Source organism: Streptomyces sp. PKA51 (genome assembly GCF_057552455.1).
In genome coordinates, this window is sequence record NZ_BAAJPZ010000008.1 from 148,143 (window position 1) to 163,600 (window position 15,458).

15 protein-coding genes are annotated in these 15,458 nt (G+C 67.9%); 7 read left to right on the forward strand and 8 right to left on the reverse strand.

Features of this window, described 5'->3' with window-relative positions; genetic code table 11:
• The first annotated feature begins 41 nt into the window (after nucleotides 1-41).
• The 7 genes from AC27L3_RS15085 to AC27L3_RS15115 all read left to right on the forward strand — a co-directional run bounded on the left by AC27L3_RS15085 (nucleotide 42) and on the right by AC27L3_RS15115 (nucleotide 6,735).
• A complete protein-coding gene (locus AC27L3_RS15085; RefSeq protein ID WP_487234522.1) occupies nucleotides 42-1,676 on the forward strand; it encodes a peptide ABC transporter substrate-binding protein in 1,635 nt (544 codons plus the stop codon).
• Nucleotides 1,677-1,838: 162 nt separating this feature from the next.
• On the forward strand, nucleotides 1,839-2,765 hold the full coding sequence (locus AC27L3_RS15090) for an ABC transporter permease (protein WP_487234523.1): 927 nt from the start codon (nucleotides 1,839-1,841) through the stop codon (nucleotides 2,763-2,765).
• Nucleotides 2,758-3,714, forward strand: coding sequence for an ABC transporter permease (locus tag AC27L3_RS15095; protein ID WP_487234524.1), 957 nt, complete (start codon nucleotides 2,758-2,760; stop codon nucleotides 3,712-3,714). Before AC27L3_RS15090 ends, AC27L3_RS15095 begins: the two co-directional genes overlap by 8 nt.
• An 11-nt stretch (nucleotides 3,715-3,725) precedes the next feature.
• Nucleotides 3,726-4,754 (forward strand): ABC transporter ATP-binding protein, encoded by a 1,029-nt coding sequence (locus AC27L3_RS15100; RefSeq protein ID WP_487234525.1) that lies wholly within the window; start codon nucleotides 3,726-3,728, stop codon nucleotides 4,752-4,754.
• The gene (locus AC27L3_RS15105; RefSeq protein ID WP_487234526.1) at nucleotides 4,747-5,889 is read left to right on the forward strand and encodes an ABC transporter ATP-binding protein; all 1,143 of its coding nucleotides are present in this window, start codon (nucleotides 4,747-4,749) and stop codon (nucleotides 5,887-5,889) included. Before AC27L3_RS15100 ends, AC27L3_RS15105 begins: the two co-directional genes overlap by 8 nt.
• A gap of 135 nt (nucleotides 5,890-6,024) precedes the next feature.
• Nucleotides 6,025-6,300: a hypothetical protein gene (locus tag AC27L3_RS15110; protein ID WP_487234527.1), complete on the forward strand. Its 276-nt coding sequence runs from the start codon at nucleotides 6,025-6,027 to the stop codon at nucleotides 6,298-6,300.
• 33 nt (nucleotides 6,301-6,333) lie between these two features.
• Nucleotides 6,334-6,735 (forward strand): PIN domain-containing protein, encoded by a 402-nt coding sequence (locus AC27L3_RS15115; protein ID WP_487234528.1) that lies wholly within the window; start codon nucleotides 6,334-6,336, stop codon nucleotides 6,733-6,735.
• 38 nt (nucleotides 6,736-6,773) lie between these two features.
• Here AC27L3_RS15115 and AC27L3_RS15120 read toward each other — a convergent pair whose 3' ends face one another.
• From AC27L3_RS15120 to AC27L3_RS15155, 8 genes are all read right to left on the reverse strand, one after another.
• Nucleotides 6,774-7,826, reverse strand: a complete 1,053-nt coding sequence (locus AC27L3_RS15120) for an acyltransferase family protein (protein WP_487234529.1) — start codon at nucleotides 7,824-7,826, stop codon at nucleotides 6,774-6,776.
• Between the two features lie 328 nt (nucleotides 7,827-8,154).
• Nucleotides 8,155-8,766 (reverse strand): hypothetical protein, encoded by a 612-nt coding sequence (locus tag AC27L3_RS15125; RefSeq protein ID WP_487234530.1) that lies wholly within the window; start codon nucleotides 8,764-8,766, stop codon nucleotides 8,155-8,157.
• A 25-nt stretch (nucleotides 8,767-8,791) separates the two neighbouring features.
• Nucleotides 8,792-10,204, reverse strand: coding sequence for a DUF6177 family protein (locus AC27L3_RS15130; RefSeq protein WP_487234531.1), 1,413 nt, complete (start codon nucleotides 10,202-10,204; stop codon nucleotides 8,792-8,794).
• Between the two features lie 179 nt (nucleotides 10,205-10,383).
• Nucleotides 10,384-10,671: a hypothetical protein gene (locus tag AC27L3_RS15135; RefSeq protein WP_487234532.1), complete on the reverse strand. Its 288-nt coding sequence runs from the start codon at nucleotides 10,669-10,671 to the stop codon at nucleotides 10,384-10,386.
• A gap of 12 nt (nucleotides 10,672-10,683) precedes the next feature.
• A complete protein-coding gene (locus tag AC27L3_RS15140) occupies nucleotides 10,684-12,978 on the reverse strand; it encodes a hypothetical protein (RefSeq protein ID WP_487234533.1) in 2,295 nt (764 codons plus the stop codon).
• A complete protein-coding gene (locus AC27L3_RS15145; RefSeq protein WP_487234534.1) occupies nucleotides 12,975-13,355 on the reverse strand; it encodes a DUF6507 family protein in 381 nt (126 codons plus the stop codon). The genes AC27L3_RS15140 and AC27L3_RS15145 overlap by 4 nt, the downstream gene beginning before the upstream one ends.
• Before the next feature lie 87 nt (nucleotides 13,356-13,442).
• Nucleotides 13,443-14,477, reverse strand: coding sequence for an ABC transporter ATP-binding protein (locus tag AC27L3_RS15150; protein WP_487234535.1), 1,035 nt, complete (start codon nucleotides 14,475-14,477; stop codon nucleotides 13,443-13,445).
• Nucleotides 14,467-15,453, reverse strand: a complete 987-nt coding sequence (locus AC27L3_RS15155; protein ID WP_487234622.1) for an ABC transporter ATP-binding protein — start codon at nucleotides 15,451-15,453, stop codon at nucleotides 14,467-14,469. The genes AC27L3_RS15150 and AC27L3_RS15155 overlap by 11 nt, the downstream gene beginning before the upstream one ends.
• Nucleotides 15,454-15,458: the final 5 nt, after the last annotated feature.

Consider the following 15,458-nt stretch of genomic DNA (forward strand, 5'->3'; position numbering starts at 1 on the left):
CTCACTCGTAAAGAAAAGTGGACTCTTGAGGAGGCATACCCATGCGCGGTGCCAGGAGCGCCAAGTGGGTCGCGACCGCCATAGTGGTGGCGCTGGCTGCAACGGCTTGCGGCGGTGACAAGGACAGCGGCAGCGATGTGAACGCCGGCAAGCCGGACCCGAACGGCACGATCACCGTTCACACCAGCGAGCCGCAGAACGCGCTGCAGCCGGCGAACGCCAAGGAGACGCAGGGCCACCGGGTCCTCAAGACCCTGTTCTCGGGCCTGGTGACGTACGAACCGGGCACCGGCAAGATCATCAACGTCAACGCCGAGTCGGTCACCTCCACCGACGCCCAGCACTGGACGGTCAAGCTCAAGCCGGGCTGGAAGTTCCACAACGGCGAGACGGTCACCGCGCAGTCCTACGTGGACTCCTGGAACTGGTCGGCCAACACCAAGAACAACCAGATCAACTCGAACTGGTTCAGCGACATCGAGGGCTTCGACGACGTCCACCCGGAGAAGGGTGACCCGAAGTCCGACACGATGTCCGGTCTGAAGGTGGTGAACGACAACGAGTTCACCATCTCCCTGAAGAACAAGGTCCCGTACTTCAACTACAAGCTGGGCTACATCGTGTGGGCCCCGCTGCCGAAGGCGTTCTTCAAGGACCCCAAGGGCTTCGGTGAGCACCCGGTCGGCAACGGCCCGTACCAGTTCGTCTCCTGGAACCACAACGACAAGATCGTCGTGAAGCGGTTCGACGGCTACTCCGGTCCGGACAAGGCCAAGAACGGCGGCATCACCTTCAAGAACTACACCACCGCCGACGCCGCCTACAACGACCTGCGCTCGGACAACCTCGACTGGGTCGAGCAGATCCCCGACACGTCGCTGACCACCTACAAGCAGGACCTCGGCGACCGTGCGGCCACCGTCGAGTTCTCCGCGGTCCAGACCGTTGCGATCGCGTACTACTCCGACCAGTGGAAGAACGTCGACAACAAGGTCATCCAGGGCCTGTCGATGGCGATCGACCGCGACACCATCACCAAGACCACCCTCCACGGCACCCGTGTCCCGGCCAACAGCTGGGTCGCCAAGGGCGTGCTCGGCTACCAGGCCAACTCCTGCGGCGAGGCCTGCACCTTCAACCCGGAGAAGGCCAAGCAGCTCATCAAGGAGGGCGGCGGCGTCCCGGGCAACAAGATCTCCATCCAGTACAACGCCGACCTGAACCACAAGCCGTGGGTCGACGCGGTCTGCAACAGCATCCGCACCAACACCGGCGTCGACTGCGTGGGCGACTCCAAGCCCAACTTCAAGGCGGACCTCGACACCCGCGAGAAGAAGCAGGTCAAGTCGCTCTACCGGTCCGGTTGGAACCTGGACTACCCCGTCAACTCCAACTTCCTGCGTGACCTGTTCGGTTCCAAGGCCGACGGCAACCAGGGCGGTTACGAGAACAAGGAGTTCGACGACATGGTCGCCAAGGCCGACAACGTCAACTCCCTCGACGAGTCGGTGAAGCTGTACCAGGACGCGGAGAAGGTCCTGCAGAAGAAGATGCCTTCCATCCCGCTGTGGTACTACGCGATCAACTCCGGTCAGTCCACCAAGATCTTCGGCAAGATCAAGTACGGTCAGGACGGCGAGCCGCTGCTGAGCGAGATCCAGGTCAAGCAGAAGTAGCTCCCCCCGACACCAACCGTAAAGCCGGTGCCGCCGCATTCGTCGGCGGCACCGGCGCACCCGCCGACGCCGGGCGGCACTCGCTGAAAGCCGGTCAATCCCCCCACACCACAGGGGCATCGGCCGCCCGGCGCCGTGGGCTGCGACTGACATGGAGGCATGATGGGGCGCTACGTCGCGCGGCGACTGCTCCAGATGATCCCGGTGTTCATCGGGACCACGCTATTGATTTTCCTCATGGTGCACTGGCTCCCCGGCGACCCGATCGCGGCGCTGTGGGGCGACAAGGTGCCCGACCCCGCCCAGGTCGCGCAGCTTCGCCATGACTTCGGGCTCGACAAGCCCCTGTGGCAGCAATACCTCGATTACATGGGCAAGCTGTTCCAGGGCGACTTCGGCAAGACCTTCGGCGGCCGCGAGGTCTCCGACGTGATGAGCGAGGCGTTCCCCGTCACCATCCGGCTGGCGATCGTCGCGTTCGTCATCGAGGTCGTCCTCGGCATCACCCTCGGCGTCCTCGCCGGTCTGAAGGCCGGGCGCGCCCTGGACACCATCGTCCTGATCTTCACCCTGCTGGTGATCTCGGTGCCGGTCTTCGTCCTCGGCTACATCTTCCAGACGGTCTTCGGCGTCGAACTGGGCTGGGTGACGCCCAACGTCAAGGACTCCGAGGACTTCACCCAGCTGATCCTGCCGGGCGCCGTGCTCGGCTCGCTCTCGCTGGCGTACGTCGCGCGCCTTACGCGCACCACCATCAGCGAGAACCTGCGCTCCGACTACATGCGCACCGCGCTCGCCAAGGGCCTGCCGCGGCGCCGCATCGTCGGTGTGCACCTGCTGCGCAACTCGCTCATCCCGGTCGTCACCTTCCTGGGCACCGACATCGGCGCCCTGATGGGCGGCGCCATCGTGACCGAGGGCATCTTCAACGTGCAGGGCGTCGGCATGCAGCTCTACCGGGCTGTCAACCAGGGCGAGGGCGTCACCACCGTCGGCATCGTGACCGTGCTGGTCCTCGTCTTCCTGCTCACCAGCCTGATCGTCGACCTGCTCTACGCGGTCCTGGACCCGAGGATCCGGTATGCCTGACGTGACCAAGACCCCTGACACCGACGCGGTCGAGACCGCGGCGGCGGCCGGCGAGGCGGCGGTCGTGGCGGCACCCGCCGCCGGCAAGCCGCGCAGCCTGTGGAGCGACGCCTGGCGCGACCTGCGGCGCAACCCGCTCTTCGTCATATCGGCGCTGCTGATCGTCTTCCTGCTGGTCATGGCGCTCTTCCCGCAGCTGTTCACCAGCACGAACCCGCGCAACGGCGACCTGACGCACCACTTCCTGACCAAGCCCTCGTACGGCGACGTCTTCTCGGCCGACTGGTTCGGCTACGACAAGCAGGGCCGCAGCATCTACGCGCGTGTCGTCTACGGCGCCCGCGCCTCCATCACCGTCGGCGTGCTCGTCACCCTCGCCGTCACCCTGGTGGGCGGCCTGGTCGGCATGCTCGCCGGCTACTACGGCGGCTGGATCGACTCGCTGCTCTCCCGCGTCACCGACATCTTCTTCGGTATCCCCTTCTTCCTGGGGTCGATGGTCATCCTGGTGAGCTTCACCGACCGCAAGGTGTGGGTCGTGGCGGCCGCCATGGCGTTCCTGGGCTGGACCCAGATCGCCCGCGTGATGCGCGGCTCGGTGATCACCACCAAGCAGGCCGACTACGTGACGGCAGCGCGGGCGCTCGGCGCCGGCACCGGGCGCATCATGTTCCGGCACATCCTGCCGAACGCCATCGCGCCCGTCATCGTCGTCGCCACCATCGCGCTCGGCGGCTACATCGCGGCCGAGGCCACGCTGTCCTACCTCGGTCTCGGCCTCGCCGAGCCCACCATCTCGTGGGGCATCGACATCTCGGACGCCAAGGACTCCATCCGGGACAACCCGCACGTGATGTTCTTCCCCGCCGGCATGCTCTGCATCACCGTTCTCGCGTTCATCATGCTCGGCGACGCGGTGCGCGACGCCCTCGACCCCAAGCTGCGCTGAGGGAGGCGTACGTGACCACCGTTACCGAGAAGACCGACGGCGCGCCACTGCTCGAAGTGCGCGACCTGCACGTCGAGTTCCACACCCGCGAGGGCGTGGCCAAGGCCGTCAACGGCGTCAACTACACCGTCGACTCCGGCGAGACGCTGGCCGTGCTCGGCGAGTCCGGCTCCGGCAAGTCCGTGACGGCCCAGGCCATCATGGGCATCCTCGACATGCCGCCCGGCCGGATCCCGCAGGGCCAGATCCTCTACCGCGGCCAGGACATGCTCACCATGTCCGCCGACGAGCGCCGCAAGATCCGCGGCCGGAAGATCGCCATGATCTTCCAGGACGCGCTGTCGTCGCTGAACCCCGTGCTCAGCGTCGGCTACCAGCTCGGCGAGATGTTCCGCGTCCACCAGGGCATGTCCAAGAAGGACGCCAAGGCCAAGGCCATCGAGCTGATGGACCGGGTGCGCATCCCGGCGGCCGCGCAGCGCGTGAGCGACTATCCGCACCAGTTCTCCGGCGGTATGCGTCAGCGCATCATGATTGCGATGGCGCTGGCGCTGGAGCCGGACCTGATCATCGCGGACGAGCCCACCACGGCGCTGGATGTGACCGTCCAGGCCCAGGTGATGGACCTGCTCGCGGAGCTGCAGCGCGAGTACAACATGGGTCTGATCCTCATCACCCACGACCTCGGCGTCGTCGCCGACGTCGCCGACAAGATCGCGGTGATGTACGCCGGCCGCATCGTCGAGAACGCCCCGGTCCACGAGCTCTACAAGCGCCCGGCCCACCCGTACACCCGCGGTCTGCTCGACTCCATCCCGCGGCTGGACCAGAAGGGCCAGGAGCTCTACGCGATCAAGGGCCTGCCGCCCAACCTGCTGCGCATCCCCACCGGCTGCGCGTTCAACCCCCGCTGCCCCAAGGCGCAGGACATCTGCACCACCGACGTCCCCGTGCTGCAGCCGGTGGCGGAGCAGGACGGCACCGAGATGCCCGGCCGTGGCAGCGCGTGCCACTTCTGGAAGGAGACGATCCATGGCTGAGACCGGCAAGAAGGACGAGGCCGCGACGCCCAACGTCTCCGAGGTGCACGTCAGCGACGCCTCCACGACCCAGGAGGTCGAGGCCGTCCTCGACGCGCCCGTGGAGCGCGGCGAGCCGATCCTGCAGGTGCGCAACCTGGTCAAGCACTTCCCGCTGACCCAGGGCATCCTCTTCAAGAAGCAGGTCGGCGCGGTCAAGGCCGTCGACGGCGTCTCCTTCGACCTGTACCAGGGCGAGACGCTCGGCATCGTGGGCGAGTCCGGCTGCGGCAAGTCCACCGTCGCCAAGCTGCTGATGACCCTGGAGACCGCCACCTCCGGCGAGGTCTTCTACAAGGGCCAGGACATCACCAAGCTGTCGGGGCGCGCGCTCAAGGCCGTGCGCCGCAACATCCAGATGGTCTTCCAGGACCCCTACACCTCGCTGAACCCGCGCATGACGGTCGGCGACATCATCGGCGAGCCCTTCGAGATCCACCCGGAGGCCGCCCCCAAGGGCGACCGCCGCAAGCGGGTCCAGGAGCTCCTGGACGTCGTCGGCCTCAATCCCGAGTACATCAACCGCTACCCGCACCAGTTCTCGGGCGGCCAGCGCCAGCGCATCGGCATCGCCCGCGGCCTGGCCCTCAACCCCGAGATCATCATCTGCGACGAGCCCGTCTCGGCGCTGGACGTCTCGGTGCAGGCGCAGGTCGTCAACCTGATGGAGCGACTGCAGGACGAGTTCAACCTCTCCTACGTCTTCATCGCCCACGACCTGTCCATCGTGCGGCACATCTCCGACCGCGTCGGCGTGATGTACCTGGGCAAGATGGCCGAGATCGGCACCGACGTGCAGATCTACGACCACCCCACCCACCCCTACACCCAGGCCCTCCTCTCGGCCGTCCCCGTCCCGGACCCCGAGGCCCGCGAGCGCCGCGAACGCATCATCCTCACCGGCGACGTCCCGTCCCCGGCCAACCCCCCGTCGGGCTGCCGCTTCCGCACCCGCTGCTGGAAGGCCCAGGACAAGTGCGCCGAGGAGATCCCCCTCCTGGCCGTCCCCGAGGTCTTCGCCGGCAAGACCACCCCGGCGGCCCACGAATCGGCCTGCCACTTCGCCGAGGAGAAGGACGTGGTGCACGCGGCGTGACGCCGCACCTCGCCCCGTGGGGGCTCCTCCGGTTCGCCGGGGGAGCCCCCACGGGCTTTTCCGGGCCTTCCCCGTTCGGGTGAAGGCCGCTCCGGAGGGGACACCCTCGGCCCTACGGTTCGTATGATCCGGAGTATGAGCCTTGAGCGCGTCACCATCACGATCCCCAGTGAGACCCTGACCGCTGCCAAAGAGGCTGCCGACCGCGAAGGACTCAGCGTCTCGGCCTGGCTCTCCCGGGCCGCCGAGAGGGCGGCAAAGATCGAGGCGGGGCTGGCGGCAGCGGAAGAGGTCCTGGCGGAGGTCGGCCCTCCCACGCCCGACGAGCAGGCTTGGGTGGACGACTTCATGAACGCTGTCGCCCGTCCCCCACGGGGGACGAACGCCGACGCGGACCACGACGCGGCCTGACGGCGGGACGAGGGGCGGGGACGAGGGGCGGGGATGAGCACACTGCGGACCGTGGTCTACGACGCGGGGATGCTGATCGCGGCGGAGAGGTCGCATCCGAGGGTGTGGCGTGCGCACCGGGCCTATCTGACAGCCGGCGGGGTGCCCCTGGTTCCCGCTCCCGTCCTGGCCCAGGTGTGGCGGGACGGGGGACGGCAGGCCCGGCTGGCGCAGCTCCTGAAAGGCTGCGATGTGGCGGGGATGGACGAGGCACTGGCCCGGCAGATCGGGGAACTGCTCGGCGCATCGGGCACGACCGACCCCGCCGACGGAGCGGTGGCCGTGCTCGCGGTGCGTTCGCGAGCCGCTGTCGTGACGTCCGACCCGGACGACATCCGGCACCTGCTCGACCGGCTCGGGGAGCCGGGCAGGCACGTCACGATCCAGCGGGTCTGACCGCCCCGCCCGGACATCCTCCGACGCCGCGGTCGGTCTCAGGCGGAGCCCGGCCGCGAGTGGCTTCTGATCTCGTCGACGCCGTTGCGCAGCCATTGCCGCAGCCGCGGTGCCAGGGGACGTTCGACCAGCCGGTGCAGGAGATAGGCCAGGACCATCATGGCCAGGACCGTTCCCACCACCAGGGGAAGAGCGGGCACCTTGTGCCGGAGATTGCGGATGACCGTCCACCCGATGGCGTTGTGCAGGAGATACAGCGGGTAGGTGAGCACCCCTGCGGTGGTCAGCCAGCGCCACTGGACGCGGTCGAAGACGCCGAGCGCCAGCAGCGCCATGAAGGCGAAGGCCAGCGCAACGATGAGCTGAGCGGGCCAGACCGGGATGGGATGGTTCTCCTCGATCAGATTGAACCCGACACGCTTGACGATCTGGTTCTCGGCGAGCAGGAACGAGACCAGGACGATCCCGACGAGCACTGCGGTCGGCTTGAACCGGTACATCAGATAAAAGGCGATGCCGGCGATGAAATACGGCGAGTAGATCGGCATGCTCCACATGTCGAGGAGCGCGCTCGGAGCGGTGTAGTCGGCGATCCCGGCGACCGTCCACAGGCAGCAGAAAACGACGCAGTTCCGGTAGGAGACGCCCCGGGTCACCACCAGAAGTGCGAAGAGCAGGTAGAACTTCAGCTCGGTGAACAACGTCCAGTAGACGAGGTCGACGTCGGGCACCTTGATGCCGTGCTGAACCATGGTCAGGTTGAGCGCGACCTGGGTCCAGTTGTCGATGTGCTGGATCGCGGGCCAGATGGATATCACCGCGGCCGACAGAAGGACCGCGGCCCAGTAAGCCGGATAGAGCCGGGCCGCCCGGGAGACGACGAAATCACCGACCGAGCGTCCCCAGCTGCTCATGCAGATGACAAAGCCGCTGATCAGGAAGAAGACCTCGACCCCGGTCCAGCCGTACTGGGAGACCTTGTGGAGGGTGGGGAAGATCGTCCTGGTGTGCCCCGACCATGCATCGCCCATGGCCGTGTAGTGGTAGACCACGACCGACAGAGCCGCGGCGAGCCGCATTCCGTCCAGCATGGCCAGGCGCGGTTTCCGCGCCTGGGCGCGCCGGTGCGTAGGCACGGAATGCCCGGCCACCGGACTGATCACTTGAGACATGACGAGGTGGTTCCCCTGACGGGCGGGCATGCGCCGGCACCGGTCGGTGCGGCTGCCGCAATGAGAGTGACTGAGTAATCCCGGGCATCGGGCGCGTTGCCCCTCGCTCCGACGCCGAATGGGGCCGGGGCCCGAATGCCCATGGCATTCTACGGGGCGCCTGTTTCCCATTTCGGACGGGCGTGCTCATTCCTCCGCAGCGGGCCCCTGCGCGCCGTTCGACCCTCCCTGAGCCGCTGCTGTCGAGCTACTCGCTCAACCCCACGACACACCAACCCCGCCGGGCCGCTTCGGTCAGGACGTAGCCCCACTGCGTCAACAACTCCGCGAACTCGCCGAAGTCGCTGATCCATGCACCGGGATCCACGGCGGCATGCTCGGTGAAGGCCGCGCGCATCCGGCCGAGGTCAGGACATACCCGGTCCCAGGTGGCGGCCAGCTCCCGCACGCTCTGTGCCGACCGCGCGAGCAGCATGCCATAGCCGTCGTCGCTGAAGAAGCCCGTATCGGTGCGCTGCGCCTCGCCGTCCAGCCCGCTCCAGACGAGCCCGAGCAGCAGCGAGTCCACGTCCGCCTGCAGCGGAGGTTCCACGTGCTCACGAAAGGATTCCCACCGCTGCGCGGCCCAGAAGTGCGCCTTGAACGAGCCGAGGGTATTGAGGAACTCGTACACCCCGAAGAAGGCGCTGTCGGGTCCTTCCGGCCACACCCAACCGCCCTCGACCGCCGGCACGTCGTGGTCCCACAGGCCCGTCTCGTCGGCGTGCCAGGCGTCTCTCAGCCGCGGCAGCCGCTCTCGTGGCGGAACTCCCGCGAGCCAGGAAGAGTCGGCGATCAAAACAGTGATGTCCAGCCCCATGGGGTGGAGAGTAATGATCGCGGGCTCACCGAGGAGCGCTGAGGTGATCGGAGAGCCGCTGGAGAACCGTCCACGTCCGGGCATCGGTGCCGTCACCGAGCGGGTAGTGGACAGCGGCGGGCCCAAGACGTACGGGCCTGAGATCGAGCGGCGGCCGGAGGGCGTGGTCGAGGCCGACCGTATGAACGTCGGCGCCGCCCAGGGTGAAGGAGAGGGGAATCGGCGGGGCCTCGAAGTGCGGCGGCACGGTGAGATCGCGGCGCGCCCGGCGCAGGGAGGCGAGCATGGACGTCAGGCCGTGCTCCGCGGCGAGTGTGCGGGCAAGGGACTCGACCGCGTCCAGGGGCGGGACCTCGTGCGCGCCGTAGCCGAGGGTAAGGGTGACATCCTCGGCCACTCCGCCCTCGGTACGGCTGACGCGGAGGGCGGCGAGGGCCGGGCGGTCGGGCCGGCCGACGGCGAGGAGATGGGTGGGCTCGGGGGAGCGCTCGCGGGCGAGGGCGGTCAACTGCTGCGACGACCAGCGAAGATTGATGGGCTCGGCAGTGCCCCAACCCGTGGGCGCTGTCCCGGTGAGCGCGGTCCAGGCGGTTTCGAGCGCGCGGCCGAGGACGAGGTCGTCGGTGACGTGCTCGTGCAGAACCCGGAAGGAGACGATCAACTGCCGGTCGGTGGACGGGAAGGTGTCGGTGAAGGCCTTGGCGAGGGTGGGCTCACCGGTCTCTGTGAGAGCCGGCGTGAAGGTGCCGTTCTCCCAGCGGAGTTCTGCACCGGAAAGCCCGTCGTAATAGAGGTTTCCGCTGCCTTGGATGACCCAGCGGTTGGGCGCACCGGCCAGGGCGGTACGGAGGGGCAGGCTGAGGCGTACATGGGGCGGCGTGACGATCTGCGCCGCGAGACCGGCCGCGGCCACCGTACGCAGGATCTCCGACATCCAGGCGTTGAGAGCCACCACGGGCCGGTCGGCGAGGACGACCGCAGTGGAATCGGTGAGGATGTCGACGGCGAGCCCGGCTTCGGCAGTGGCGGCAGTGATCTCACCGGCCCCACCGGAGGCGGACGGCACGGGGACGACATCGACTGACGCGGCCTCGGCAGGCCACACCGCCCCACCGAGCAGCGTCATCAGCCGCCCCGCCACGGATCCGGCCAGTGGAACGGCCTCGGGCAACGCGGCCGAAGCCCTGACCTCCGTCCACCAGTACGGCACCGGCGGCTCCCCGACCCCGTTACCGAGCAGCCGCTCCGCCTCCCCGGGCACATGCACGAGCAACGGCGCCTCAACCGACACCAAGGGCCGCCCGTCTCCCGCCCGCAACTGCACGACGGCCCCCTCATTGACTCCGGCCGCCTCGACGTCGGGCCCACCCGCATAGAGCCCGGCCACGACGGCCCAGGAGTCGGGCATCTTGGGGGTGAGGGCTATGACGTCTTTCATGCGGCTTCCTGACTAGTGGGAAAGAGGGAGGCGTCCGGCTGCCTTCGAGCGGACGCTCTGGAATCCATCATCGTCCTCAAGGAGTTTGTTCGCCCATGGGACTTCTTCGGTGAACGAACGCCTGGCGCCGGGCTGTTCGCAGGGCGCTTCGTCTAGTCGGCAGGTGTGGGTTGCCTCGGCTACTCCGGCGGAAGCGGCTGGTCGGGCAGGCTTCCGAAGAGGTAGTCGTACATCTTCCCCAGGTAGTCGTAAAGCGCTTCCTCGCTTTCGAACTCAATCCCGGTGAGTCCGTCATAGTCCTCGACAGACAGCTCTCGTGATTCCACTACGCCGGCGAGTCCCTCTCGGACTGCTTCCGTGAATGTCGCGTTGAATCCGTGCAAGGTCCTGCGGAGCCACCCGCTTGTGTCATACCCCTGTTCCGCGTCGAGGTAGCCGGTGATGAACGTGCGGAGTTCTTGGTTCATTGTTCGATCTCTTTAAGGGTGCCTGCCCCGCATGGGGTTCGGATACATGGTGTGAAGGTGCCACTGGTTATTGGCGTCAAGACGATAGATGGCCTTTATGCTGCCGTTCTCGAAGTCTACGGGTAGGAACCGGGCGGGACGTGCGGGGTCTCTGTAGAACCCGGTGAGTCGCTGGTGGCCCTCGGGCCCGAGGAGATCTGAGATCGGCAACGCGTTGTCGGGAGGGGGCGTGCCGTGAGTCTGCAGATACTCCCTGAATCGGGCATCCGCCCTCACCATGTCTTCCGGGTGGTTGAATCGGGTGGAGAATGCACCCACCCGATGAACTCGACCCGTGACGCCGTCGACGGTGGTTCCGGTCAGAGGGTCGATATTGTTCTGTGATTTCAGAAGTCCGGTGTACTCCGAGTTGGGCCCGTACACCTTCGGTCTTCTGTTGGAGTCGAGAACCGTCTCACCCAGCCGCTTCTTCAGTGCTTCATCGTCGGGGTGCAGGTGCCGACCGGGGGCGTGGCCTTCACCTCCCTGACGATCGTCGAGCTCTTTGATGCGCTCCGCGACTTCTTGTGGGTCCAAGAAGTGTTCATCAGGCGGATTGCCTTCTGCTCCCTGGTCGCCGTGCCCATCCGGACGGGACGCCGGAGACTGGGGATCGTGCGGGGTTCCATGCGGGTCGGCGCCGGCGCCTGAGGAGTGGCTTGCGCTGTGCCCGCCCGTGTCGGCGTTGCCGTCGTTCCCGCTCGGCGAATGATGAGGTGTGCTGCCAGGCGACTGGTGGTTCGCCGCCGGCGCATGCCCACCGCTTCCGTGAGCCGAGGCATGGGTGCCATGTGCCTCGCCGCGTCCCACCGACGCCGTCGCATCATCACCCGCGTGGACGCCCGCTGCGACCGGGACTCTCTCGTGCTCGGAGACAGTGGAGTGCTGCGGCTGCGCCTGCCGTTGCCGCTCGGCGGCTTCGGCGGCGCGCTGGTCGGCCGAGAGCTCCTTCTTCGGGGGCTGGAGTTCCTTGCCGTGTTCGTTGAAGAGCTTGCCGCTCTCCTTGTCGAGGTAGACGACCTTGTTGTCGTGACCGAGGAATGCCGCCGCGCTTTCCGGCAGGCCTGCCGGGCGCTTGGGCAGGGCGGCGCCCTGCCCGGGCAGCTTGAACGTTTCTTCGGCGAGGTGGACCGTCGAGCCCACCCGGAGGTTCCTCAGGCCCGACATCGCGTCGCCGACCTTCACGAAGGCGAACTTGCCGGCCTTGCCCACGTACGTCATCGGGTCGACGATCCGGCCCGCCTTGCCCAGCACCGAGACGGTCTTCGCGACAGCGCCACCCTTCGCCGCCGCCCCCGCTCCACCCGTGAAAACCGTGGTGAGGACGTTGAAGGTGACGCCGCCGGCCGCGCGGGCGGGATTCTTGCCCCACTGGTCGTAGGCGACGAGGGCCTTGCCGGTTTCCTTGACCGCCGTGCGGGAGTCGCGCAGCCAGCCGGGCAGCTGGTCGTCGCGGGCCGCCCAGTAGGCGCCGGACAGCGGCGTACAGCTGATCACCACGCCCGTGGCCAGTTTGCCGAGGCCCGTCCAGGCCTCGCCCGCCTTGTCCCAGCCGTCGGTGCCGACGAGGGTGCCGAGGCCCTTGACCGTGCCCCAGACGCCGTCGACGATGAAGCCGTCCCAGACGAAGCTCTTGACCTGGTGCCCGAGCCAGGCGATGCCGGTGTACTCGCGTTCCGCCATCGAGCCCCAGGGCGTCTGCTCGGCGTGGTCGAGGTCGCTCGCCTTGTAGCCGTACATGTTCGGCTTGTGGGAGCCGTCGTCCACGACGAGTCTTTCTCCGCCCACCAGGGCGACGATCTTGTCGTGACAGGCGCGCTCGGCGTCGTGGAAGGCAGCAACCGTGGCATTGACGCTGTGCCACAGGTTGTTGTTGTGCTCGACTTTCTTCTTGTCCCGGCGCCAGTGGTCGTCGCCCTCGACGCTCTGGACGAAGGCCACGGCCTCGTCCTTGAGGTCACCGAGCTTCTTGGCCAGTGGGCGTATCTCGGTCGCGTACGTGCTCAGCGCGCCGGACACTTTCTCCAGGTCGCTCGCGAAGGCGCTGGATTTCGTCGCCACCGGTGCCGTCGTCGCGAAGAGCCGATCCGCCTCCGGTGCCTTGTAGCAGGCCGAGAGCCCCTGGAACGTGGAGTGGACGGACGCCCCCGAGTCGCGGAAGAGCTTGGCGTCCGAAGCCAGGGTCTTGGCATCGGACGCCAGCGTGTCGACGTTGCCGGTGAACTGGGGTATGCCCGATGGGACGATGAGTTCCTTGTCGTCGCTCACTTCTTGCCACCGCCCTGGCCGGGCATGTCTATCTTGGGTTCCTTCAGGGCATCGCGCTGGGTGTTCGACGCCATTTCGAGGTCGCCCTCGACGTAATGGCGTGTGGCCTCGGCCGCGCCGTTCAGCGAGGCGGCGGTGCGCTTGGCGATGTAGGTCAGGTCACCGGTCCACTTCTTGGCGAACTCCGCGAGCGCCCCCGCGACCGGGCCGTTCGGCACCGGGCCGCAGACCATGCCGCTGATGGTGCCCGCCGCCGTGGCGGCGCTCGGCAGGGTCTTCTGCACGCTCTCGCCCGCCTTCGACAAGCCCTCGGCCGCTGTGGCAGTCCTGCTGAGTACGCCGCCCACTTCTGCCGGTCGGATGTCCCATGACGTCATGGCAGCCCCCTGGCCCCCGTCCCCTGTTCCCCGCCTCACGAAGATCTGTGCATGTGACACATTGCCATATCCCACTGACACGGCGTGTCACGGTCCGGCCGTCCCCCCTTCCTCCGCGTAATGGCACGCCGAGGGGTGGGCCGCCGGGCCCGGGGGGTCGCGGAGCCAGGGGGGGATCTCCAGGGGTGGGACGACCTCCGCGCATTTTTCGCGGGCCTTCCAGCAGCGGGTGCGGAAGCGGCAGCCGGACGGGGGGTTGGCGGGGGAGGGGATGTCGCCCTTGAGCAGGATCCGTGCGCGGCGCTCGCGGGCCGACGGGTCGGGGACGGGGACGGCCGAGAGGAGGGCCTGGGTGTAGGGGTGGGTGGGGTGGTCGTAGATCTGGGTGTCGGTGCCGAGCTCGGCGAAGCGGCCCAGGTACATCACGCCGACGCGGTCGGAGATGTGCCGTACCACCGACAGGTCGTGGGCGATGAAGACGTACGAGAGGTCGAAGGTCTGCTGGAGGCGTTCCATGAGGTTGACGACCTGGGCCTGGACGGAGACGTCGAGGGCCGAGACGGGTTCGTCGGCCACGATGACCTCGGGGCGCAGGGCCAGGCCGCGGGCGATGCCGATGCGCTGGCGCTGGCCGCCGGAGAACTGGTGCGGGTAGCGGTTGATGTGTTCGGGGTTGAGGCCGACGACGTCGAGGAGTTCGCGCACCTTCTGCCGGCGGCTGCCCTTGGGGGCGGCCTCGGGGTGGATCTCGAAGGGTTCGCCGATGATGTCGCCGACCGTCATGCGGGGGTTGAGCGAGGTGTAGGGGTCCTGGAAGACCATCTGGATGTTGCGGCGCACGGCCTTGAGCGCGCGCCCCGACAGCCGGGTGATGTCCTCGCCCTTGTAGCGGATCCGTCCGGACGTCGGGCGTTCGAGGTGGACGAGCAGCTTGGCGACGGTGGACTTGCCGCAGCCGGACTCGCCCACGATGCCGAGGGTCTCGCCGCGCCGCAGGTCGAAGGAGACGCCGTCGACGGCCCGTACCGCGCCGACCTGTTTGTTGAAGAGGATGCCGCGGGTCAGCGGGTAGTGCTTGACCAGGTCCCGTACTTCCAGCAGGGCCTCGCTGTCAGCCGTCATCCAGCGTCTCCTTCCAGAAGTGGCAGGCGCTCGACCGCCCGGGCGCCACGGTGTACAGCGGTGGCCGGTCGGTGCGGCAGATGTCCTGGGCCCTGGGGCAGCGGGGGTTGAAGGGGCAGCCGGGCGGGATGGCGGTCAGGCTCGGCGGCAGCCCCTTGATGGCGTACAGCTCCTTCCCCTTGCGGTCGAGGCGGGGGATGGAGTCGAGCAGGCCGCGGGTGTACGGGTGGGCCGGCGCGGCGTACAGGTCGTGGACGGGGGCGTTCTCGACGATGCGGCCGGCGTACATCACCGCGATCTTGTCGGCGACGTCGGCGACGACGCCGAGGTCGTGGGTGATGAGGATCAGGCCCATGTTGTACTCGCGCTGCAGCTCCGCGAGCAGGTCCATCACCTGGGCCTGGACGGTCACGTCGAGCGCCGTGGTGGGCTCGTCCGCGATGATCAGGTCCGGCTCCAGCGCCAGCGCCATCGCAATCATGATGCGCTGGCGCATACCGCCGGAGAACTGGTGCGGATAGTCGCTCACGCGCTGCGCGGCCGCCGGGATGCGTACGCGGTCCATCAGCTGCACCGCCCGGGCGCGGGCGTCCTTGCGGGCCATGCCCTCGTGCACCTGGAACATCTCGGCGAGCTGGGCGCCGACGGTCATGACGGGGTTCAGCGACGACAGGGCGTCCTGGAAGATCATGGCGAGCTTGGCGCCGCGGATCCGGCGCCGGTGCTCCTCGCCCATGGTGAGCAGGTCCTGGCCGCGGAAGCGGACCTCCCCGCCGGTGACGAAGCCGGGCGGCGAGTCGAGGATGCCCATGACGGCCTGCGCGGTCACCGACTTGCCGGAGCCGGACTCGCCGAGCACCGCCAGCGTCTCGCCGGCCGCGACGGTGCAGTCGACGCCGTTGACGGCCTTGGCCACCCCGTCCCGGGTGCGGAACTCCACGTGCAGGCCGCGTACGTCCAGCAGGGCGGTGGTCATGTCGG

What these genes read in the sequence shown, in the direction of transcription:
- AC27L3_RS15130 (WP_487234531.1), bottom strand. Translation starts at nt 10,204, where the DNA reads ATGAAAGACGTCATAGCCCTCACCCCCAAGATGCCCGACTCCTGGGCC.
- AC27L3_RS15110 (WP_487234527.1), top strand. Translation starts at nt 6,025, where the DNA reads ATGAGCCTTGAGCGCGTCACCATCACGATCCCCAGTGAGACCCTGACC.
- AC27L3_RS15155 (WP_487234622.1), bottom strand. Translation starts at nt 15,453, where the DNA reads ATGACCACCGCCCTGCTGGACGTACGCGGCCTGCACGTGGAGTTCCGC.
- AC27L3_RS15135 (WP_487234532.1), bottom strand. Translation starts at nt 10,671, where the DNA reads ATGAACCAAGAACTCCGCACGTTCATCACCGGCTACCTCGACGCGGAA.
- AC27L3_RS15105 (WP_487234526.1), top strand. Translation starts at nt 4,747, where the DNA reads ATGGCTGAGACCGGCAAGAAGGACGAGGCCGCGACGCCCAACGTCTCC.
- AC27L3_RS15095 (WP_487234524.1), top strand. Translation starts at nt 2,758, where the DNA reads ATGCCTGACGTGACCAAGACCCCTGACACCGACGCGGTCGAGACCGCG.
- AC27L3_RS15085 (WP_487234522.1), top strand. Translation starts at nt 42, where the DNA reads ATGCGCGGTGCCAGGAGCGCCAAGTGGGTCGCGACCGCCATAGTGGTG.
- AC27L3_RS15115 (WP_487234528.1), top strand. Translation starts at nt 6,334, where the DNA reads ATGAGCACACTGCGGACCGTGGTCTACGACGCGGGGATGCTGATCGCG.
- AC27L3_RS15150 (WP_487234535.1), bottom strand. Translation starts at nt 14,477, where the DNA reads ATGACGGCTGACAGCGAGGCCCTGCTGGAAGTACGGGACCTGGTCAAG.
- AC27L3_RS15145 (WP_487234534.1), bottom strand. Translation starts at nt 13,355, where the DNA reads ATGACGTCATGGGACATCCGACCGGCAGAAGTGGGCGGCGTACTCAGC.
- AC27L3_RS15125 (WP_487234530.1), bottom strand. Translation starts at nt 8,766, where the DNA reads ATGGGGCTGGACATCACTGTTTTGATCGCCGACTCTTCCTGGCTCGCG.
- AC27L3_RS15120 (WP_487234529.1), bottom strand. Translation starts at nt 7,826, where the DNA reads ATGCTGGACGGAATGCGGCTCGCCGCGGCTCTGTCGGTCGTGGTCTAC.
- AC27L3_RS15090 (WP_487234523.1), top strand. Translation starts at nt 1,839, where the DNA reads ATGGGGCGCTACGTCGCGCGGCGACTGCTCCAGATGATCCCGGTGTTC.